Source organism: Mycobacterium mantenii, assembly GCF_010731775.1.
Taxonomy (GTDB): domain Bacteria; phylum Actinomycetota; class Actinomycetes; order Mycobacteriales; family Mycobacteriaceae; genus Mycobacterium; species Mycobacterium mantenii.
This window is the reverse complement of sequence record NZ_AP022590.1, coordinates 505,933-526,339: the sequence shown is the minus strand read 5'-3', so window position 1 is coordinate 526,339 and position 20,407 is coordinate 505,933. Positions and strand designations below refer to the sequence as shown.

Annotated in this window: 17 protein-coding genes; 8 read left to right on the top strand and 9 right to left on the bottom strand. The window is 67.7% G+C overall.

All coding sequences use genetic code 11. The features are described from left to right. Positions 1-37 precede the first annotated feature (37 nt). Together G6N50_RS02745 and G6N50_RS02740 are read left to right on the top strand one after the other, a co-directional pair. Positions 38-589: a helix-turn-helix domain-containing protein gene (locus tag G6N50_RS02745; RefSeq protein ID WP_083094860.1), complete on the top strand. Its 552-nt coding sequence runs from the start codon at positions 38-40 to the stop codon at positions 587-589. A gap of 55 nt (positions 590-644) precedes the next feature. After that, a complete protein-coding gene (locus G6N50_RS02740; protein ID WP_264028642.1) occupies positions 645-2,255 on the top strand; it encodes an MFS transporter in 1,611 nt (536 codons plus the stop codon). Positions 2,256-2,269: 14 nt separating this feature from the next. Here the strand turns inward: G6N50_RS02740 and G6N50_RS02735 are convergent, their stop codons facing one another. Further along, positions 2,270-2,710, bottom strand: a complete 441-nt coding sequence (locus G6N50_RS02735) for a hypothetical protein (RefSeq protein WP_083094862.1) — start codon at positions 2,708-2,710, stop codon at positions 2,270-2,272. An 88-nt stretch (positions 2,711-2,798) separates the two neighbouring features. Here G6N50_RS02735 and G6N50_RS02730 point away from each other — a divergent pair, with 88 nt between their 5' ends. Together G6N50_RS02730 and G6N50_RS02725 are read left to right on the top strand one after the other, a co-directional pair. After that, entirely contained in the window at positions 2,799-4,400 is a 1,602-nt protein-coding gene (locus G6N50_RS02730) for a purple acid phosphatase family protein (RefSeq protein ID WP_083094945.1), read from the top strand. A 54-nt stretch (positions 4,401-4,454) separates the two neighbouring features. Continuing rightward, complete coding sequence (locus G6N50_RS02725; protein WP_083094863.1) at positions 4,455-6,086, top strand: chloride channel protein; 1,632 nt, start codon at positions 4,455-4,457, stop codon at positions 6,084-6,086. A gap of 1 nt (position 6,087) precedes the next feature. Here the strand turns inward: G6N50_RS02725 and G6N50_RS02720 are convergent, their stop codons facing one another. Beyond that, a complete protein-coding gene (locus G6N50_RS02720; RefSeq protein WP_083094864.1) occupies positions 6,088-7,116 on the bottom strand; it encodes an Rv2578c family radical SAM protein in 1,029 nt (342 codons plus the stop codon). Positions 7,117-7,159: 43 nt separating this feature from the next. Beyond that, entirely contained in the window at positions 7,160-8,659 is a 1,500-nt protein-coding gene (locus G6N50_RS02715; RefSeq protein WP_083094865.1) for an HNH endonuclease signature motif containing protein, read from the bottom strand. A gap of 115 nt (positions 8,660-8,774) precedes the next feature. Between G6N50_RS02715 and G6N50_RS02710 the strand changes: the two genes are divergently transcribed. Further along, the gene (locus G6N50_RS02710; RefSeq protein WP_083094866.1) at positions 8,775-9,260 is read left to right on the top strand and encodes an SRPBCC family protein; all 486 of its coding nucleotides are present in this window, start codon (positions 8,775-8,777) and stop codon (positions 9,258-9,260) included. Positions 9,261-9,386: 126 nt separating this feature from the next. Next, on the top strand, positions 9,387-9,611 hold the full coding sequence (locus G6N50_RS02705; RefSeq protein WP_065026686.1) for a deoxyribodipyrimidine photolyase: 225 nt from the start codon (positions 9,387-9,389) through the stop codon (positions 9,609-9,611). 3 nt (positions 9,612-9,614) lie between these two features. Here G6N50_RS02705 and hisS read toward each other — a convergent pair whose 3' ends face one another. Together hisS and G6N50_RS02695 are read right to left on the bottom strand one after the other, a co-directional pair. Next, entirely contained in the window at positions 9,615-10,895 is a 1,281-nt protein-coding gene (hisS, locus tag G6N50_RS02700; protein WP_083094867.1) for a histidine--tRNA ligase, read from the bottom strand. 3 nt (positions 10,896-10,898) lie between these two features. Continuing rightward, a complete protein-coding gene (locus G6N50_RS02695) occupies positions 10,899-11,555 on the bottom strand; it encodes an MBL fold metallo-hydrolase (RefSeq protein ID WP_083094946.1) in 657 nt (218 codons plus the stop codon). 118 nt (positions 11,556-11,673) lie between these two features. Here G6N50_RS02695 and G6N50_RS02690 point away from each other — a divergent pair, with 118 nt between their 5' ends. Then, the gene (locus G6N50_RS02690) at positions 11,674-12,576 is read left to right on the top strand and encodes a peptidylprolyl isomerase (RefSeq protein WP_083094868.1); all 903 of its coding nucleotides are present in this window, start codon (positions 11,674-11,676) and stop codon (positions 12,574-12,576) included. 75 nt (positions 12,577-12,651) lie between these two features. After that, the gene (locus G6N50_RS02685) at positions 12,652-14,418 is read left to right on the top strand and encodes a protein kinase domain-containing protein (RefSeq protein ID WP_083094869.1); all 1,767 of its coding nucleotides are present in this window, start codon (positions 12,652-12,654) and stop codon (positions 14,416-14,418) included. A gap of 23 nt (positions 14,419-14,441) precedes the next feature. On the opposite strand, the gene G6N50_RS02680 is transcribed toward G6N50_RS02685, so the two are convergent. The 4 genes from G6N50_RS02680 to secF all read right to left on the bottom strand — a co-directional run bounded on the left by G6N50_RS02680 (position 14,442) and on the right by secF (position 20,407). Then, positions 14,442-16,742, bottom strand: coding sequence for a RelA/SpoT family protein (locus G6N50_RS02680; RefSeq protein WP_372509921.1), 2,301 nt, complete (start codon positions 16,740-16,742; stop codon positions 14,442-14,444). Positions 16,743-16,854: 112 nt separating this feature from the next. Further along, positions 16,855-17,397 carry an adenine phosphoribosyltransferase gene (locus G6N50_RS02675; protein ID WP_067827741.1) on the bottom strand — a complete coding sequence of 181 codons (543 nt, stop codon included), beginning with the start codon at positions 17,395-17,397 and terminating at the stop codon, positions 16,855-16,857. Positions 17,398-17,404: 7 nt separating this feature from the next. Next, complete coding sequence (locus G6N50_RS02670; protein ID WP_083094870.1) at positions 17,405-19,108, bottom strand: ABC transporter substrate-binding protein; 1,704 nt, start codon at positions 19,106-19,108, stop codon at positions 17,405-17,407. Positions 19,109-19,114: 6 nt separating this feature from the next. Then, on the bottom strand, positions 19,115-20,407 hold the full coding sequence (gene secF, locus G6N50_RS02665) for a protein translocase subunit SecF (RefSeq protein ID WP_083094871.1): 1,293 nt from the start codon (positions 20,405-20,407) through the stop codon (positions 19,115-19,117).

Below are 20,407 nucleotides of genomic sequence, written 5' to 3'. Positions count from 1 at the left end.
ACAGAATAGGAAACCTTGTGTCATGAGAGGGGTCGCCGTGACCGCACTGCTGCGCGCGGTCCGCAAGCAACGCGGCCTCACCCTGGAGGCGCTGGCCGAGCAGACCGGACTGACCAAGAGCTACCTGTCCAAGATCGAACGCCGGCGCAGCACACCGTCGATCGCGGTGGCCCTCAAGGTCGCCAAAGCCCTCGACGTCGATGTCGGGCGGCTGTTCTCCGAGGAGGCCGCGCAGGAGAAGATCACCGTCGAGCGTGCCGCCCCCGACGCCGAGGGTGAGCGCTACCGGGTGCTGGCCTCGTCCCTGCTGGGAAAGTCGATGTCGCCCTTCGTGGTTCGCCCGACCGAGCAGCTCGCCGACGATCCCCACCCCGACCACGCCGGCCAGGAATTCATGTTCGTGCACGCCGGCACCGTCGAACTCGACTACGGGGACCAGACGTTCACGCTCGGGCCCGGCGACAGCGCCTATTTCGACGCATCGGTCAGCCATAAAATCCGGGCGGTCGGCGCCGAACGCCCCGAAGTCGTCGTCGTGGCGCATGCCGAGCCCAGCGCCCGGAGCCTCCGCGACGTGTTTGTGCCTTAGACTTCTATCCCCCACGCGTTGCCCGTATGTCGGATAGGAAACGAGCGACTCAGCCGTGACTCAGACCTCAACGCTCACTGAAGGCGGGAAGGTGTCGGCATGGGCGCCGATGCGCAACGGCGTGTTTCGCGCGTTGTTCATCGCCCAGTTCGTGTCCAACGTCGGGACCTGGATGCAGAGTGTGGCTGCGCAGTGGTTCCTGGTCGAGGACCACAGCAGTGCCGTCGTCGTGGCGCTGGTCCAGACCGCGAGTCTGGGACCGACGCTGCTGCTGGGGATCTTCGCCGGGGCGCTCGCCGACCTGTTCGACCGGCGGCGGCTGTTGATCTTCCTGCAGTCCTATGCGGTCCTGGTGACGCTGGCCCTGGCCGCGCTGACCTTTCTCGGCACCCTCACCCCGACCGAGCTGCTGCTGTTCACTCTGGCCGTCGGCTTCGCCTCCGCCCTGACCGCACCGGCCTGGCAGGCCATTCAGCCCGAGGTCGTCACGCGCGAGCAGATACCCGCCGCAGCGACTTTGGCCAGCGTCTCGGTAAACGTCGCCCGGGTGGTCGGGCCCGCGATCGGCGGCGTGGTGCTGGCCATGACCGGCCCCGGAGCCGTCTTCGCCATCAACGCCATATCTTTCGCGGGAATCATCGTCGCCCTGGCGGCATGGGGGCGACCCAAACAAGAGCCACCCGTCGAACGGGAACACTTCAGCCAGGCCATCGTCACCGGGCTCCGCTACGTCATCAACGGCCCGATATTTCGCCGAATTCTTTTGCGCACAACACTTTTCGTTTTCCCCGCCTCTGCCCTGCTGGCGCTGTTGCCGGTGGCCGCCGCCGACCGTTGGCACCTGGGAGCCAGTGGCTACGGTGTGGCGTTGGGGGCCATAGGTTGTGGCGCGGTGCTCGCCGTCGCGGTTCCCGCGCCGGTGCGCCAGACGGTGCCGCCCAACGCGTTGCTGGCAATCTCGGCCGCCGCGTATGCGCTGGCGCCGCTCGCCGTGGTCTTGCTGCCGTTCGCCGCGGCGGCGCCGTTTCTGGTGCTGTCCGGGACGACCTGGCTGGTCACCCTCACGACGCTGAACGCCGCCGCGCAACTCCATCTCCCCCAATGGGTTCGGGCCCGCGGATTGTCGGCGTACCTTCTCGTCTTCACCGGATCCCAGGCGTTCGGCTCATACCTGTGGGGCGCCATCGCCACGCGGGCGGGGCTTGATTTCGCGTTGGTGTTGTCGGCCGCGTTCCTGGGTGCCGCCGCACTCAGCGTCGCCGTCCTTCCGTTGCGACCGTCCACCGGAAAGCTCAGCCGGGACATCTCCAGGGCATGGCCGTCGCCGATGGTCGTCTTCGAACCCTGTCCCAATGACGGACCCGTCCTGGTGGCCGTCCGCTACCGCGTGGCGGCCGACAAACTCCAAGAGTTCGTCAAAGCGATGAGCGCGGTCCGGCGGTCGCGGTTACGCACCGGTGGACACAGCTGGCGGCTGTATCACAGCATCGAGGACCCCGACGCGGTCCTCGAAAGGTTCACGGTGCCGTCCTGGAGCGAGTTTCAGCACCAGCACACCGAGCGCTGGCTGGAGTCCGACCATGACGGCCTCGCGACGGCGGTGAGCTACACCATCGACAACGCCCGGCAACCCGAGTATTACCTCGCCCTGCGCGTGCACCGATGAACGAGCCGGCTTGGTTACCCGTGCGGGGCCGTGCAGGTGACGGTGGTGGTGGCGTCCTGCTGGACGACCACCTGGCCGTCCACGGCGATCTCGCAGTGGAACGAGGCGGGCCCGTTGCCCGAATCCGGCCAGTGCAGCATGCCGCTGGCGGTGATGCTCGCCCACTGGTTCGGGTTTGCCAACGTGGCGTTGTAGGTGACCGGTTGCCCGGCGCTGAGCGGGGCCTGCACGTTGGTCATGAACTTCGACGAGTCCGCGTTGTAGGCCGCCTGGCTGGGCGGATCGGAACTCACGTAGTTGACCGTGGCGGTCACATTATTGGGGCTGGTCACCGTGTACGTCACCTGATGCCCGGGCGGATCCGCATAGCTGGTCGCGGGCGTGAGTACCGCCCCCGCGGCCGTTGCCAGCATTACCGCTGAGATCGCGCTCGCTGTCCTTTGCACGTTCGTCATATCGAAAACGCTACCGGATTCGTTAGCAAAGGTTCGCTGTTTACCGGCAGCTGTGCCCGCGGTCGCCCGGCTCGGGTATGAAGCAAGCATGAGCGACGACCCGCATTCGGCCCCGCAACCGGCCGATGCCACCCAAGCGGCGGTGACCCGCCGCCGATTGCTGACGACCAGCGCGGTCTCGGCCGCTGTCGGGGTGGGCATTGGGGGCGGCGCCGTGCTGCTGTGGTCACGCCCGCGCGGACCGATGGCCTGGCTGCGGCCCGATCGCCACGGCGCACCGCCGGTCGCCGGGCTGCACCTGCAATTCGGGAAGAACGCCGGCACCGAAGTGGTGGTGTCCTGGCACACCACCGACGCGGTCCGCAATCCCCGCGTCCTGCTCGGGACGCCGGCGTCGGGCTTCGGCCACACCGTGGCCGCGGAAACCCGCACCTACCGGGATGCGAAGTCGGGCACCGAAGTTCGCGTCAACCATGCCCGGCTGACCAATCTCAGCCCGGACACCGACTACGTGTACGCCGCGGTGCACGACGGCGCGGAACCCGAGCAGGGCACCGTGCGTACCGCGCCGACGGGCCGGAAAAAACTGCTGTTCACCAGCTTCGGCGACCAGTCCACGCCGGCGCTGGCCAAGATGCCCGACGGCAGCTACGCCACCGACAACATCGGCTCGCCGGCCGCGGCCGACACCACCATGGCGATCGAGCGGATGGGCCCGCTGTTCAACCTGATCAATGGCGACCTGTGCTACGCCAACCTGGCCCGAGACCGGGTGCGCACCTGGTCGAACTGGCTCGAGAACAACACCCGCTCGGCGCGATACCGGCCGTGGATGCCGGCGGCCGGAAATCACGAGAACGAATTGGGTAATGGGCCAATCGGTTACGGCGCCTACCAGGCCTACTTCGCGGTGCCCGATTCCGGGTCGAGCCCGGAGACCCGCGGCATGTGGTACTCGTTCACCGCCGGCTCGGTGCGGGTGATCAGCCTCAGCAACGACGACGTCGCCTTTCAGGACGGCGGCAACTTCTACGTGCACGGCTACTCCGGCGGCGAGCAAAGGCGCTGGCTTGCAAGCGAACTCGCCGCGGCCAGGCGCGATCCGGACATCGACTGGATCGTGGTGTGCATGCATCAGACGGCGATCTCCACCGCCGACAGGACCAACGGTGCCGACCTGGGCATCCGCGAGGAATGGCTGCCGCTGTTCGACCAGTACCAGGTCGATCTGGTGGTGTGCGGTCACGAACACCATTACGAGCGCTCGCACCCGCTGCGCGGCGCGCTCGGGACCGACACCCGCACGCCGATACCCGTCGACACCCGAAACGATCTCATCGACGCCACGCGCGGAACGGTGCACCTGGTCATCGGCGGCGGCGGCACCTCGGCGCCGAGCAACGCGATGTTCTTCCCCGACCCTCGGTGCCGGGTGGTGACCGGCGTGGGCGCCTTCGATCCCGGGCTGGGCCGCAAGGCGCCCATCTACGTCCTCGAGGACGCGCCGTGGTCGGCCTTTCGCGACCGCGACAACCCTTACGGTTTCGCGGCTTTCGACGTCGATCCGGGCCGGCCCGGCGGTAACACCGCGATCAAGGCCACGCACTACGCGCTGCGGGGTCCGTTCGGTGAAGTCGCCGTCATCGACGAATTCACGCTCACCAAGCCGCGCGGCGACAAGGCCGGCTAGCCCGGCTCAGCAACATCACCACGGCGGACTTTTTCCCTGTGAAATACTTCAGAAATGGTTGAATCGCCGCCGGGTCCGGTCGTCGGGGGACGCTTGGCAGACTTCGTCGTGGATCGGCGCATGCTGATGATCACGGCGCTCGCGGTGCCGATCGGAGCCCTTGCCGCGGGTGCGGCGTGGTGCCTGCTCCGGCTGATCGGGCTGGTCACCAACCTCGTCTTCTACCAACGATGGGCGGTCGGCCTGGTCGCACCGGGATCCCACCCCCATCCGTGGTGGTTGTTGCTGGGCGCCCCGGTCGCCGGCGGTCTGGTGGTCGGCATCATGGCACGGCTGGGCTCGGAGAAAATCCGCGGTCACGGCATGCCCGAAGCGATCGAGGCGATTCTCACCCAGGGCAGCCGTGTTGAACCGAAAGTCGCGATTCTCAAGCCTGTTTCGGCAGCGATCAGCATCGGCACCGGCGGTCCGTTCGGCGCGGAAGGACCGATCATCATGACCGGCGGGGCGCTCGGGTCGATCCTGGCCCAGCACCTGCATCTGACCGCCGACGAGCGCAAGATCCTGCTGGTGTCGGGAGCCGCCGGCGGGATGGCGGCCACCTTCAATTCCCCGCTGGCGTCCATCCTGCTGGCAGTGGAGCTGTTGCTGTTCGAATGGCGGCCCCGCAGCCTGATTCCGGTGACGGCATCGGTCGTCGTCGCGACCGTTGTGCGCCAGTTCATTCTCGGCGGCGACCCGGTCTTCCCGGTCGACGTTGCGCACCTCACTCGCATCGACTGGAAGATCGACCTGTTGGCGCTCGTCATCGGAGCCTGCGGCGCCGTGGTCGCGATCGCCGCCACGCGGTTGGTGTATCTGGCCGAAGACGCCTTCTCGCGCCTGCCGATCCACTGGATGTGGTGGCCCGCGATCGGCGGCTTGGTGATCGGAACGGGTGGGCTGATCGAACCGCGGGCCCTCGGCGTCGGCTACGACGTGATCGACGCGCTGCTCACCGGCCGTGCCACCCTTTCCCTGATCGTCGGCATCCTCATCGTGAAGACCGCCATCTGGTCACTGTCATTGGGTTCGGGCACGTCGGGCGGGGTACTCGCACCGGTGTTCATGATCGGCGGTGCGCTCGGAGCCCTTGTGGGACAAGGGCTGCCGGACGTGTTCGCGGGTTTCTGGGCGATCCTCGGGCTGGCGGCCGTGGTGGGCGGCGTCATGCGGTCGCCGCTGACCGGCATCGTCTTCACCCTCGAACTCACGCATGCCTGGCCCGCACTCCTTCCCTTGATCGTCGCCTCCACCACGGCCTATGCCGCATCGGTGATGATGCTCGACCGATCCGTTCTGACGGAGAAGATCGCCCGGCGCGGGCTGCATCTGACCCGCGACTACACCACCGATCCGCTAGAAGCGTTCTTCGTCGCCGACGTCATGCATCCCGAGCCCACGGACATACCCACGGACGGCAGCGTCAGCACCCGCGACACCCTCCGCCACGCCGCGAACGTCCTCGCCGAATCGGGCGGCCGCGCGCTGCGAGTCCTGTCGCCGGACGGCACGGAACAGGGTCACCTGCTGCTGCAGGATCTGCTCGCCGCCCGCCTACACGACATCAACGAAGACACCCAGCGCACCCGGCACTTCGTCGCGTTCGCCCGGAGACGAGCCCCGCGGGTCACCGATCCCGGCTAGCTCAAAACAACGTCGGCTGAATGGGTTCCGGCGCCGGCGCGGCGGAGACCGCCTGTGCGAAGGGGCGGTGGTCGCCGGCCAGCCGATACTTGGCGATCAGCGGCGCGGCCCGCTCCCGCAGCGCGTCCCGATAGTCCTGCGGCAGGTAGGCACCCCGCCGGTACAGCTCGCGATAGGGGCCGACCAGTTCTGGATGCGAGCGCGCCAGCCACGCCATGAACCATCCCCGGGTCGAGCCGCGCAGATGCAGGCCGAAGACCGTGACGCTGCTGGCACCGGCCGTCGCGATCTGGCCGAGCAGCCCGTCGAGGTGCTCCACGGAATCGGTGAGATGCGGCAGCACCGGCGCGACCATCACGTGACAGTCCAGCCCGGCGGCACGGATCGCGCTGATCAGGCCCAGCCGGGCCTGTGGTGTGGGCGTGCCGGGCTCGACGTCCTTGTGTAGCTCCGGATCGCCGACGGCCAGCGACACCGCGACCGAGACCGGAACCCGCGCGGCGGCATCCGCGATCAACGGCAGGTCGCGGCGCAGCAGCGTGCCCTTGGTCAGGATCGACAGCGGCGTGCCGGATTCAGCCAGGGCGCCAATGATGCCGGGCATCAGCGCGTAGCGCCCCTCGGCCCGCTGGTACGGATCGGTGTTGGTGCCCAGCGCGACGGTCTCGCGCTGCCAGGCCGGCCGTCGCAGCTCGCGACGTAGCACCTTGACGACGTTGGTCTTGACGACGACCTGGGTGTCAAAGTCGTTGCCGCAGTCCAGCTCCAGGTATTCGTGGGTGGGCCGGGCGAAGCAATATCGGCAGGCGTGCGAGCAGCCGCGGTAGCCGTTCACGGTGTAGCGGAACGGCAGCGCCGACGCGTTGGGCACCTTGTTGAGCGCGGACTTGCATAGCACCTCGTGGAAGGTGATCCCCTCGAACTGCGGCGAGCGCACGCTGCGCACGAAGCCGATGCGTTGCAGCCCCGGCAACGCCCCGTCCTCGACCGGCTTCCCGTTGACCGCGACGGCCTGATTTGCCCACCGCATCCGTCTATTCGAACATCAGTTCGAGATCGAGTCAAGCACCGCGCTAGAAGGGCGGGGGGTCGTCGTCGCCGTCGGCCGGTGGAGCCGGGCCAAAGTAGGCGGCCTCGCGTTCTCGACGTTTAGCTTGCCGGGCTTGGCGATTCTGCCTGCGTTCGGTCGCGACGCGGTGCGCCCGGTTCTGGGCGCGAGTCTTGTGACGCCGGGGCATCATCGCGGTGCGGTCACCGCACGGTTCGGTCCGTGGCCCAGCGGGCGCGAGGATCTCGCCGGTCGGCGCGCACAGACTCGGAAAGAGCAGGGCGCTGCCCGGGGTGGTGACATAGGTGCGCCCGGATGGGGAGATCAGAATCAGCGTCGCGTCGGGCAGCTGCTGTTCGCGCCAGCCCCAGAAGGTTTTCACCAAATGATGTGTGCGGCAATAACATTTGAGGTTCGACGCGTGAGTGGGCCCACCCTCGCTGTAAGGAATCGTATGGTCCACGTCGCAGTCGGTGGCCGGGCGGTCACAGCCGGGCCAGCGGCAGGTCAGGTCACGGCACCGCACGAAATCCGCCAGCGCCTTCGATGGCACACGATGCGGCTCGGGCGCGGAGCCGACCGGATGGACCAGCGGCGCCAGCTTCGCCGAGGCGGCCAGCTCCGCTATCAGCTCCGGCGGGATCAACCCCTCGGCACCCACCTCGGCGCCCGGCGACTGGCCGCGGCCGTCCAGGGTGTCGCGCTCGGCGATCACGTGGATCACCACCGGCCCGGCAGCCGGCCGTTTCCCGGCGACGCAGTCCGGGCACCCACACCGGCATCCCAGCCGGTCCACGCCAGCGGCCAACGCCCCCAACGCATCAGCGCGGCGTTGCTCGCGGCTGCGCGGGTCCTTCTCACATACCGTGGCCGCCAACGCGTCCAGCCGCCGATCCAGCGCATGCGCATCCGGGCTCAACAGACTGCCCTCGATGTGCGACAGGCCGCCCTCGATATCGGCGACCCAAACCTGCCGGTCGGCCCGGCTCTCGGTGCGCCGGCGCACCGCATCGGCATCATTCCTGGCCACGATTTTGTCCACTTGTGCGGCCAGCCGCCCCTGCGTCATCGAAGGCCAGCGCGCGACCTTCGTTGCCAACTCGGCGTCCACCGCTGCGAGCACCTGCGCATCGGTGATCAGATCGGTGCGGTACACGATCGTGGTGAACAGCCGAAAGTCGATGTCGCCGGCCCGAAAGATTTCACCGACCTCGGGCAGCCGTTCGCGCAGCGCGCGGGCATACCGCACCCGGCTGGCGGCCAGCCCCTGACCGATCCGCAGCTCGGCGGCCACTTCCGCGCTCACCGCCGCCTCGGTGTCGACCGCCCACTCCTCGCACTCCGAACAGCGCGACAGCCGATGCGCAAACAAGTCGCCGATCGCCGTCAACTGCTCGGCCGCCGCGCGGTTCTCGACCCGCGAAAACACGCCGATCCGCTCCAACAGTGCCGCCGACTCCGGCGTCGCCGACGGATGGTGTCGCTCGAACAGCTCGTCCAGCCGAGCAATCGCCTCTTCGAACATATGTTCGATTATGCCAGTGGGCGGCGACAATTTCCTGACGGCGCGACCATCCCCGGAGCGCCGCACCGAGGCTAAGCTTCGGGTCGTATCGCCCCTACGCCGGCCGCGAGGACCTATGACCGAACGCATCGAGACTTCCCGCACCATCGCCGCCCCGGCGCAGGCCATCTTCGCCGTGCTGTGCGACCCACAGGGCCACGTCGCGATCGACTCGTCCGGGATGCTTCAAGACGCCGAGGGCGATCCGGTGCGCGGCGTGGGTGACCAGTTCGTGGTGCACATGGATCGCGAATCATTGAACGATTTCCCGGAATTGGGCAAATACGACGTCACCGTCGACATCAAGGAGTTCGAACAGGATCGCCTGATTGCGTGGACGGTTCTGGGTCAAATCCAGCCACCGATCGGCCATGTCTACGGCTATGCGCTCACCCCCACCGAGGACGCGTCGGCCACGACCGTTACCTCGTTCTACGACTGGTCCGACATCGACCCGAAGTGGCGGGAAGCCGGAATTTTCCCGATTCTGTCCGAGGGCGCATTGCGCGCGACGCTCGGAATTCTCGACCGCACCGTGCGCCGCGGTTATCCGCGCGGATAAACCGCACCAAGCCGGTGCCACACACCGTGTTGCCCATCGATTTTCGGTGCGCGAGGAATTTAGAGTTCGGTTTCACGTGGCATTTGTTCGGGTACTATCTCGGGGCCCCTCACGAAAGGACCTATCATGTTGCACTCGGTGATTCTGGCGAGTTCGGACCCCGTCGCGGCCGGTTTTATCCTCCGTGGCATCAAAGGAATTTTCGTCGCCATCGGCAGCATTATCGCCGCAATAGTATGCGGAATCATCGCCATGATGAAGGGCCGCAATCCGCTGGGCTGGGGAATTCTCGGGCTCTTCTTCTCCATCTTGACGTTGATCGTCGTAATCATCATTCCCAGCAAAAAATAGGCGCTACCGGCCCAGTTGCGAAAGCACCTCGGCGACAACGGAATCTAGAGCAATGGGAACCTGCTTTCCGGTTCCGAGATCCTTCACCCCGACGGTTCCGGACTCGATGTCGCGGTCGCCGAGCACCAGCGCGATCCGGGCACCGGAGCGGTCGGCCGCGCGCATCGCGCCCTTGAGCCCGCGGTCGCCGTAGGCGATGTCGACGCGGGCACCGCCGCCGCGCAACTGTGCGGCCAGCACCGCCAGCCGCAACTTGGCCTGCTCGCTCAGCGGCACGCCGAACACCTCGCAGCGCGTCGTCTCCCCCACGCTCTTGCCCTCCGCGCGCAGCGCCAGCACCGTACGGTCCACGCCGAGCCCAAACCCGATGCCGGACAAGTCTTGTCCACCGAGCTGCCGCATCAGGCCGTCGTAGCGACCACCGCCACCGATCCCGGACTGCGCGCCCAGACCGTCGTGCACGAACTCGAAGGTGGTCTTGGTGTAGTAGTCCAGCCCGCGCACCATGCGCGGGTTGATGACGTAGGGCACCCCCATCGCGTCCAGGTGCGCCAGCACGGTGTCGAAGTGCTGCTTGGCCGCGTCGGACAGGTGATCGAGCAGCACCGGCGCATCGGCGGTCATGACGCGCACCTCGGGCCGCTTGTCGTCGAGCACCCGCAGCGGATTGATCTGCGCCCGCCGTCGCGTCTCCTCGTCCAGGTCGAGCGCAAAGAGGAACTCCTGCAACAGTTCCCGGTATTGTGGACGGCAGCTGTCGTCGCCCAGCGAGGTGATCTCCAGGCGGAAGCCGTCGAGCCCGAGTGACCGGAAGCCGGCGTCGGCGATGGCGATCACCTCGGCGTCCAGAGCCGGGTCGTCGACCCCGATCGCCTCCACGCCGACCTGCTGAAGCTGGCGATAGCGGCCGGCCTGCGGACGCTCGTAGCGGAAGAACGGGCCCGCGTAACAGAGTTTGACCGGCAAAGCGCCGCGGTCCAGCCCGTGTTCGATGACCGCGCGCACCACGCCGGCGGTGCCTTCGGGCCGCAGCGTCACCGAACGATCGCCGCGGTCGGCGAACGTGTACATCTCCTTGGACACCACGTCGGTGGATTCGCCGACACCGCGGGCGAACAGGGCAGTGTCCTCGAAGATGGGCAGCTCGATGTCGCCGTAGCCGGCCCGGCGGGCGGCGCCGAGCAGGCCGTCGCGGACCGCGATGAACTGGGCCGAGTCCGGCGGGACGTAATCGGGCACGCCCTTGGGCCCAGAAAACGACGAAAACGCGGAGAACTCGCTCACGGGCTACAGGCCTTCGAGGAACGGGTTGAGGCGCCGCTCGGCGCCGATGGTGGTGGCGCTGCCGTGCCCCGGCAGCACGACCGTCTTGTCGTCGAGCACCAGCAGCTTGTCGATTATGGAGGTCAGCAGGTCGCGGCCGCTGCCACCGTGCAGGTCGGTGCGCCCCACCGAACGTTCGAAGAGCGTGTCGCCGGTGAAAACGACGTCCTTGTCGGACGACACCCGAAACACCACCGACCCGCGGGTGTGCCCGGGCGTGTGATCGACGTTGACGGTCACGCTGCCCAGGTCGAGCTTGTCGCCGTCGCGGTCCAGCTCGACGACCTGTTTGGGCTCGCGCCAGAAAGCGCCCGCCACCATCTGCGCCAGGCGCGGGCCCAGGCCGTAGATCGGGTCGGTGAGCATGAACCTGTCCTCGGGATGGATGTAGGTCGGGCAACCGTAGGTGTCCGACACCTTCTGCGCCGACCACATGTGGTCGATGTGCCCGTGGGTCAGCAACACCGCGGCCGGCGTCAGCCGGTTCTTGTCCAGGATGTTGCGCAACTGGCCCATCACCCGCTGCCCCGGATCGACGATGACGGCGTCCGTTCCCGGCCGCTCGGCCAGCACATAGCAGTTGCACTGCAACATGCCCGCGGGAAATCCGGTGATCAACACACCGCCCATTTTCCCATGGGGGCCGCTTGACACTGCACGCCGCGCTCACATTAGCCTGAGCTGGCACCTTCACCGGTTCAGAGGGCTCCGACTCACCAAGCATGGAGGCATAGCGGCCGTGCCGACCAACGAACAGCGACGTGCCACCGCCAAACGCAAGCTCGAACGGCAGTTGGAGCGGCGCGCGAAGCAAGCCAAAACCCGCCGGATCGTACTGATCGCGGCCGGCTCGATCGTGGCCGTGGCCGTGATCGCAGCGGTGGTGATCACGATCGTCAACACCAAGCACGACCACAAGAGCAACACCGCGGCATCGACGACGACCACCAGCAGCAGCAGCAGCAGCTCGCTGGACACGACGGCTCCCGGCCAGCCGGGTCAGGTTCCGCCGCTGCCCCCCTTCAAGCCGTCGGACACCGTCGGCGCCAACTGCCAGTACCCGGCCTCGTCCGAGCCGGCGGCCAAGCAGGTCAAGCCGCCGCGGACCGGCAAGATACCGACCGATCCAGCCCAGGTGAGCGTTAGCATGGTGACCAACCAGGGCCACATCGGTCTGATGCTGGCCAACAACGAATCACCTTGCACCGTCAACAGTTTCGCGAGCCTGGCCGGCCAGAAATACTTCGACAACACCAAGTGCCACCGGCTGACCACCTCGCAGGGCCTGAGCGTCTTGCAATGCGGTGACCCCAAGGGCGAGGGCACCGGTGGTCCGGGCTACCAATTCGCCAACGAGTACCCGACCGACCAATTCCCACCGAATGACCCCAAGGCCCAAGAACCCGTGCTCTATCCGCGCGGCACCCTGGCCATGGCCAACGCCGGACCCGGCACCAACGGCAGCCAATTCTTCTTGGTCTACAAGGACTCCCAGCTGCCGCCGCAATACACCGTCTTCGGCACCATCCAGGCCGACGGGCTGGCCACCCTGGACAAGATCGCCAAGGCCGGCGTCGCCGGCGGCGGTGCAGACGGCGCACCCGCCACCGAGGTGACCATCACCTCGGTGGCGCTCGACTAGGCCGGACCGACGCGAAACACCCTCTGATCGGCCAGATTCGCCCGGCCTGCACCGCCGAGAGCTTATGGTCGTTGGGTGAATCTGGATCCGGACTCATTCGGTCATTACCGGATATTGGAGTTGTTGGGGCGCGGCGGGATGGGACGCGTGTACCGCGCCTACGACGCGACCACGGACCGGGTGGTGGCTCTCAAGGTGCTCCCGCCGCATTTGGCTGAGGATCAAGATTTTCAGCAGCGTTTCCGCCGGGAGGCACGCATAGCGGCCGGTCTCAACGACCCGCACGTGGTGCCAATCCATGGTTATGGCGAGCTCGACGGTCGGCTCTATGTCGACATGCGGCTGATCGAGGGCCGCGACCTGTCCCACTACATCAAGGAGAACGGCGACCGACTCAGCCCGGAGCAGACGGTCGCGGTGATCGAGCAGGTTGCCGCGGCGCTGGACAGCGCCCACCACGCGGGGTTGATCCACCGCGACATCAAACCGATGAACATCTTGATCACCACGGCACACAATTTCGTCTACCTGATTGACTTCGGTCTTGCCCGCGCGGAGGCCGACACTCAACTCACGCAGACCGGTGCCACGATGGGCACCGTCGCGTACATGGCGCCCGAGCGCTTCAAGGGCAAAACGGATCACCGTGCCGACGTCTACTCGCTGGCCTGCGTTTTGCACGAGTGCCTGACCGGGAAGCGCCCCTTCGCGGGGGAAAGCCTCGAAGAACAGCTCAACGCGCACCTGAACGCGCCGCCACCGCGAACGTCGGCAACCGCACCCGGCGTTCCAACGGGTTTCGACGCGGTCGTCGCCCGCGGAATGGCCAAGGATCCCGAACAGCGTTATCAGACCGCAATGGAGCTCGCCGCGGCCGCCAGGGCAGTGCTGGCCGCCGATGGCCTGGCCACCACGTCGAGCACGTCACCACCGCCCGGCACGGCGCCGCTGGGGCCGGCTTGTCCCCCGCCTGGGAGCAAACCCGATGCGCAACAACACCGTCCGACCCATTCGCGGCGGTTGCTGGCCGGCGTCTTCGGCGCCTCGGCACTGGCGCTGGCCGCCGTGGCGGTCTTGGTCATCGCAGTGGTGACCCAGAGTCACGGTTCGGCCGACAGCGCGGCATCGTCCACCCAGACCCGGGCCCGGGTGCCCGGCAGGTCCGGCTCCAACCCCGGTACGAGCGACCCGGCGTCGGCGACGGCCCCGCCACTGCCGGCGTTCGCACCGCCACCCGATCTGGGCGCCAACTGCCAATACCGCTCCGTGCCCGACCCGGCCGCCCGGTCGGTGAACCCGCCGCCGACGGGCAGGGTGTCCACCACTCCCCCGCAGATCGGCGCCGTCATCGCCACCAACTTCGGCGACATCGCCATCCAGCTCGCCAATTCCGAGTCCCCGTGCGCGGTGAACAGTTTCGTCAGCCTGGCCAGGCAGCAATTCTTCGACAACACCCAGTGCGCCCGGCTGATCAGCTCCCAGGATGGCGGGTCGCTGTTGTGCGGGGGTCCCGACGTGGACGGCTCCGGTGGCCCCGGTTACGAATTCGCCGACGAGTACCCCGCGGACCAATACAAACCCGACGACCCCGCACTGCGCGCGACGGTGGTGTATCCGCGCGGCACCATCGTCATGGCCACCGAGGGACCCAACACCAACGGCAGCCAGTTCGCACTGATCTTCAAGGATTCCGAGATGGAACCGCAGAGCACGGTGCTGGGCACCATCGACCAGGCGGGGCTGGCGACTCTGGACAAGATCGCCCGGGCCGGCATCGCCGGCAATCGCCAGAGCGGTGCGCCCACCAACCCGGTGAAGATCACCGCGGTGCGGCTGACCTGAGCCCGGGCGGGCTCACCCCAGGGTCAGGCCGCCGACGTGACGCGATAGACGTCGTAAACGCCTTCGACGTTGCGCACGACATTGAGCAGATGGCCGAGATGCTTGGGGTCGCCCATCTCAAAGGTGAAGCGGCTGATCGCGACTCGGTCACCCGACGTCGCGACGGACGCGGACAGGATGTTGACCTTCTCGTCGGCCAGCACCCGCGTGACGTCCGACAGCAGCCGGTGCCGGTCGAGCGCCTCGACCTGGATGGCGACCAGGAACACCGACGACGGCGACGGCGCCCAGTGCACTTCGATGATGCGCTCGGACTGCTGCTGCAGCGAGGCGGCGTTGGTGCAGTCGGTGCGGTGCACGCTCACCCCGCCGCCGCGGGTGACGAACCCCATAATCTGGTCGCCGGGCACCGGGGTGCAGCATTTCGCCAGCTTGGTCAGCACGCCGGGGGCGCCGGGGACCGAGACGCCGACGTCGTCGCTGCTGCGGGGCCGCCGCAGCATGGTCGTCGGGGTCGACCGTTCGGCGAGGTCCTCCTCGGCCTGGTCGATGCCCCCGAGTTCGGCCAGCAGCCGCTGCACGACGTGCCGGGCCGACACGTGCCCCTCACCGATCGCGGTGTAGAGGGCGGACACATCGGTGTAGTGCAGCTCGCGGGCCACCGCCCCCAGGGTTTCACCATTGACCAAGCGCTGCAACGGAAGTCCACCGCGACGCACCTCGCGGGCCATGGCGTCCTTGCCGGCCTCCAGCGCCTCCTCGCGGCGCTCCTTGGCGAACCATTGCCGGATCTTCGCCTTGGCGCGCGGTGACACCACGAATTGCTGCCAGTCCCGCGACGGCCCGGCGCTGGCGGCCTTGGAGGTGAAAACCTCGACGACTTCCCCGTTTTCCAGCTTCCGTTCCAGCGCCACCAGGCGCCCGTTGACCCGCGCGCCGATGCAGCGGTGGCCCACCTCGGTGTGCACCGCGTAGGCGAAGTCCACCGGCGTCGAGCCGGTCGGCAGGGTGATGACGTCACCCTTGGGGGTGAACACGAAGATCTCTTGTACCGCAAGGTCATAACGCAACGACTCGAGGAACTCGCCCGGGTCGGCGGCCTCCCGCTGCCAGTCGAGCAGCTGGCGCATCCAGGCCATGTCGTCGATCTCGGCGGCGGCGTGCGGATGCGGAACGCCGTTGCGGCCCTTGGCTTCTTTGTAGCGCCAGTGCGCGGCGATCCCGTACTCGGCGGTGCGGTGCATCTCGCGGGTGCGGATCTGGATCTCCAGCGGCTTGCCCTCCGGACCGATGACGGTGGTGTGCAGCGACTGGTACACGCCGTAGCGCGGCTGGGCGATGTAATCCTTGAACCGGCCCGCCATCGGCTGCCACAGCGAATGCACCACGCCCACAGCGGCATAGCAGTCCCGGATCTCGTCGCACAGGATGCGGATGCCGACCAGGTCGTGGATGTCGTCGAAGTCTCGCCCCTTGACGATCATCTTCTGGTAGATCGACCAGTAGTGCTTGGGGCGGCCCTCCACCGTCGCCTTGATCTTCGACGCGTTCAAGGTGTTGACGATCTCGGTGCGTACCTTGGCCAGGTAGGTGTCCCGCGACGGGGCGCGCCCGGCGACCAGCCGAACGATCTCCTCGTACTTCTTGGGATGCAGGATCGCGAACGACAGGTCTTCCAGTTCCCATTTGACGCTGGCCATACCCAGCCGATGCGCAAGGGGCGCAATGACTTCCAGCGTCTCACGGGCCTTGCGCGCCTGCTTCTCCGGCGGCAGGAACCGCATGGTGCGCATGTTGTGCAGCCGGTCGGCGACCTTGATCACCAGCACGCGGGGATCGCGCGCCATCGCGGTGATCATCTTGCGGATGGTCTCGCCTTCGGCGGCGTTGCCCAACACCACCCGGTCCAGTTTGGTGACGCCATCGACGAGATGGCCCACCTCCTCACCGAATTCCTCGCTCAAAGCGTCCAGGGTGTACCCGGTGTCCTCCACGGTGTCGTGCAGCAGCGCGGCCACCAAAGTGGTGGTGTCCATACCCAATTCGGCCAGAATGGTGGCGACGGCCAGCGGGTGGGTGATGTAGGGGTCGCCGGAATGGCGCAACTGGCTGGCGTGCCGCTGGTCGGCGACCTCGAAGGCGCGCTGCAGCAGCGACACGTTCGCCTTCGGGTAGACCTCCCGGTGCACCGCAACCAGCGGTTCGAGCACCGGGTTGAGGGTGCTGCGCTGGGCGGTCATCCGGCGGGCCAGCCTGGCCCGGACCCGCCGCGACGCGCTGCTGGACGTTTTCAGGGATTCCGTCGGTGGCTCCGGAATCTCCATCGGCTGCGTGGTGGCCGGCGGCTCCTCGGGCGCTTCAAGCGCTTGCGCCGCGCTGTTTTCCTCCGCCACGGTGGTCACCTCCGAATTCGAGGATATCTCCAATGCTTCAGGGCTACTCGCAAGTCAGGCTGTGTACCGCCAACGGCGCGACCGCTTCCCGGCCACGCAGCGCGCCCAGTTCGAACACCACCGCCGCCGCGAGCACGTGGGCCCCGGTGCGCTCGAGCAACCGGGCCGCCGCCGCCAGGGTACCGCCGGTGGCCAGCACGTCGTCGATGATCATCAGGTTGCGTCCGCGCAGGTCGATCCCGTCGGCGGGGATCTCCAGCGTCGCACTGCCGTATTCCAGGTCGTACCGCTCGGCGTGCACCGGCGGCGGTAGCTTCCCGCCCTTGCGAATGGCCAGCACGCCGGTGCGCAGGCGGTCGGCGACGGCCGCAGCAAGCAGGAACCCGCGGGAGTCGATGCCGGCCACCAGGTCGGCACCGGACGCGAAGTCGGCCAGCGCGCCGGTGATCGCCGACATCGCCGTCGCATCGGCGAACAGCGGGGTGAGGTCCTTGAACTGGACCCCCGGCTTGGGGAAATCGGGCACCTTGCGCGTCAGCGTCTCGATCAGCTCGGCCAGCGCCGCCGGGCCGCCGGAGTTCGTCATGAAAACCTCACTGCACCAGGGCCCATCGGTCCATGTTCCATCCCGCGCCCCAACGCGTCGGGTTCTTGCTCACCCCGTACATCTTCTTGGAGGTCAGCAGCGTGCGCTGCTGCCGGTAGAGGGGCAGGGTGGGCATGTCGCCCCACAGCACGGGGGCGGTTTCGGTCAGCAGCCTGGCTCGCTCGGCGGCATCGGCGGAGACCGCCAGCGCGCCGATCGCGCTGTCTACCTGCGGATTCGTGTATCCCGACAGGTTGTTGCCGTTGCCGGTGTGCAGCGTGTAGGCGTCCAGCGCCGACGAGCCGCTGGACCCGCTGCCGGTGGCCCCGCCGGTGCTGGCCAGCAACGCGTCGATCTTCCCGTCCGTGAGCGCCTGCGGTCCCGAGCTGTCCAGGATGACGCCGGAGACGGTGATACCGGCCGCGGCGCAGGCCTTGGTGATGACGCCGACGTTGACCGCCAGCCGCGCGTTGGGCCCCTGGTAGCCGATCCGCACCGTCAGGGGCGCCCCGCCCAGCGCGTTACGCGCGGCGACCGGATCGGCCTTCGTGAACGGGTCGGCCGCGCCGGCCCCGTCACCGGCGGACACGGCGTCGTCGGCGGCCGGGTCCAGCCGCGAGTTGGCGATGGGCACCCCAGCGTCCTTGGCCAGTGAGTCGCGCGGCGTGCACAGCGCGACCGCGCGCCGGGCCTTGGGCGCCGCCAACGGCCCCCGTGGGGCGAAGATCAGCTGCTCGAGGCCATCCGACGGCCCGTCGGAGCGCTCGTAGTTGTCCGGCGTGGTCAGCGCCCCCGAGGATCCCGCGGCGACATCGACCACGTCGACGCTGCGGCCGTTGACCCGATCCTGGATGTCGGGCCCCTGCGACCACACGGTGACCCGCTTGGTGATGGGCTTGGGCCCCCACCACCGGTCGTTGGCGACGAGCACCACCGCGCCGCCATCCAGGACGGATTCGATCTTGTACGGCCCCGACGACGGGAAACGCTTGAGGATCTCTCCAGATTTCAACCCGGGCTTGAGGTCCCAGATGGTGTTCCACAGCTTCGCGATCTGTTGCACCAGCGGTCCGTTGTTGCTGAGCAGGGCCGCGGTCACGTCGACGTTGAGTTGGTCGGCGATGACGTGCGACGGCATCAGCGTGGTCGCGGTGAACAGCTGGTTGTAGTCGACGACGCCGCGGTCCGGGATGAATGACACCCGCGCCTTCTTTTGCCCAGGCATGCACTCGACGTTGGCGATGTCGAGGTAGCCCGCTTGGCTGGCGGCATGGAAGTCGGGAAACTTGCCGGACTGGGCCGCCCAGGCGAGCACGATGTCATCGCAGGTCACCGGCTTGCCGTCGGAGTAGACGGCGTTGTCGGCGATCTGGTAGTCCAGCACCAGCGGCGTGCCGCCGACCACCGAGACGGTGCCGAAGTCGCGGTCGGCAACGGTTTGCCCGTCCGGGCCGTGATAGGTGAAGCCGGTGAGCGTGCGAGCGAACGCCTGGGCTCCGGCCGACGCCGCGCCGACGACGGTGTTCGTGTTGTAGGTGGACAGCGGCCCGTCTACCACGTAGTCGATCTGGGCGGCGGCGCTACCCGCGCAGGCGGTCAGCGCGAAACCCGCCGCCAGCACCACCGCCAATCCGACGCCGATCCACCCCAGGGCCCGACGGCCGACGAGCGCGCCACGACCGGCCCCAGTTCCCCGATACCTGGTGGCCATTGGCTACTACCGCCGGCCGACGTTCCGCTTACCGGTGGGACGCCGGGTCCCGGTCGGCCGCACGGGACGGGCACCCGGTGCCGGCTTGCTCGGCGCCGGCTTCGACGGCGCTTCGCTGGAGGCCTCCGCGGCCGGCGGGGTCTCCGGCTCGGTGCCGGAGGCGTCTTCACCGGGGCTGCTCGTCTGTTTCTGCGTGCCGGGCCTGCGTCGTTTGACGACGCGGCGGGTGTGCGAGCGCACCAGCTCCGTGCGCTCGCGCAGCGTCACCAGCAGCGGGGTGGCGAAGAAGATCGACGAGTAGGTGCCGACCAGGATGCCGACGAGCTGCACCAGCGCCAGGTCCTTCAGGGTGCCGACGCCCAGCAGCCACACCGCGACCACCATCAGCGCGAGCACCGGCAGCACGCTGATCAGGCTGGTGTTGATGGAGCGCATGAAGGTCTGGTTGATCGCCAGATTGGCTTCCTCGGCGAAGGTGCGCCGGGTGGTGTGTTGGAAGTCCTTGGTGTTCTCTTCGACCTTGTCGAACACGATCACGGTGTCGTACAGGGAGAAACCGAGAATCGTCAGCAAGCCGATGACGGTGGCCGGCGTGACCTCGAAACCGACCAGCGAGTACACCCCCGCGGTGACGCTCAGGTCGAAAACCATCGTCGTCAACGCGGAAATCGCCATGTACCGCTCGTAGCGCACCATGATGTAGAAGCCGACCAGCACCAGGAAGACGGCCAGCGCGATCAGCGCCTTGTCGGTGATCTGGTCGCCCCAGGTCTCGGAGACCGCGGCGTCGCTGATGGCCTGCTTGCTGGGTTTGCCGTCGGCGCCCTTCGGCCCGAAGGCGTCGAACAGGGCGTTACGCAGCTTTGTCGTCTGGTCGTTGGTCAGCGTCTTCGAACGGATCTGCACGGTCGCGCCCGCGCCGTTGCCGACGATGACCACCGCCTCCGGATCGTTGCCGAGGGCCGTACGGAACACCTCGGAGACCTGCGAGGTCTGCACCGTGCCCGTCTTCCCGGCGGCCGGCATCGACACCGTCGTACCGCCGTTGAAGTCGATACCGAACGTGAAGCCCCGCAGCAGGATGCTGATGAGGGCGACGGCGACGATCGTGCCGCTGATGCCGAACCACAACCGGCGCCGCCCGACCACCTCGAAGGCGCCGGTGCCGGTGTAGAGGCGCGACAGGAAGCCGTGACGAGGGGCGGTGCCGGCGCTCGTGGCGCTCTCGGTCAGCTCGGTCGCGCCCTCAGAGGCTTCGGTGATCTCGGTTGCGTCTTTGGAGGCTTTGGAGGAAGTCAT

Excerpts from the sequence above, each read along its gene's own strand:
- G6N50_RS02735 (WP_083094862.1), bottom strand. The coding sequence starts at position 2,710 with ATGACGAACGTGCAAAGGACAGCGAGCGCGATCTCAGCGGTAATGCTG.
- G6N50_RS02730 (WP_083094945.1), top strand. The coding sequence starts at position 2,799 with ATGAGCGACGACCCGCATTCGGCCCCGCAACCGGCCGATGCCACCCAA.
- G6N50_RS02725 (WP_083094863.1), top strand. The coding sequence starts at position 4,455 with ATGGTTGAATCGCCGCCGGGTCCGGTCGTCGGGGGACGCTTGGCAGAC.
- G6N50_RS02720 (WP_083094864.1), bottom strand. The coding sequence starts at position 7,116 with ATGCGGTGGGCAAATCAGGCCGTCGCGGTCAACGGGAAGCCGGTCGAG.
- G6N50_RS02715 (WP_083094865.1), bottom strand. The coding sequence starts at position 8,659 with ATGTTCGAAGAGGCGATTGCTCGGCTGGACGAGCTGTTCGAGCGACAC.
- G6N50_RS02710 (WP_083094866.1), top strand. The coding sequence starts at position 8,775 with ATGACCGAACGCATCGAGACTTCCCGCACCATCGCCGCCCCGGCGCAG.
- G6N50_RS02705 (WP_065026686.1), top strand. The coding sequence starts at position 9,387 with ATGTTGCACTCGGTGATTCTGGCGAGTTCGGACCCCGTCGCGGCCGGT.
- G6N50_RS02680 (WP_372509921.1), bottom strand. The coding sequence starts at position 16,742 with ATGGAGATTCCGGAGCCACCGACGGAATCCCTGAAAACGTCCAGCAGC.
- G6N50_RS02675 (WP_067827741.1), bottom strand. The coding sequence starts at position 17,397 with ATGACGAACTCCGGCGGCCCGGCGGCGCTGGCCGAGCTGATCGAGACG.
- G6N50_RS02670 (WP_083094870.1), bottom strand. The coding sequence starts at position 19,108 with ATGGCCACCAGGTATCGGGGAACTGGGGCCGGTCGTGGCGCGCTCGTC.
- secF (WP_083094871.1), bottom strand. The coding sequence starts at position 20,407 with ATGACTTCCTCCAAAGCCTCCAAAGACGCAACCGAGATCACCGAAGCC.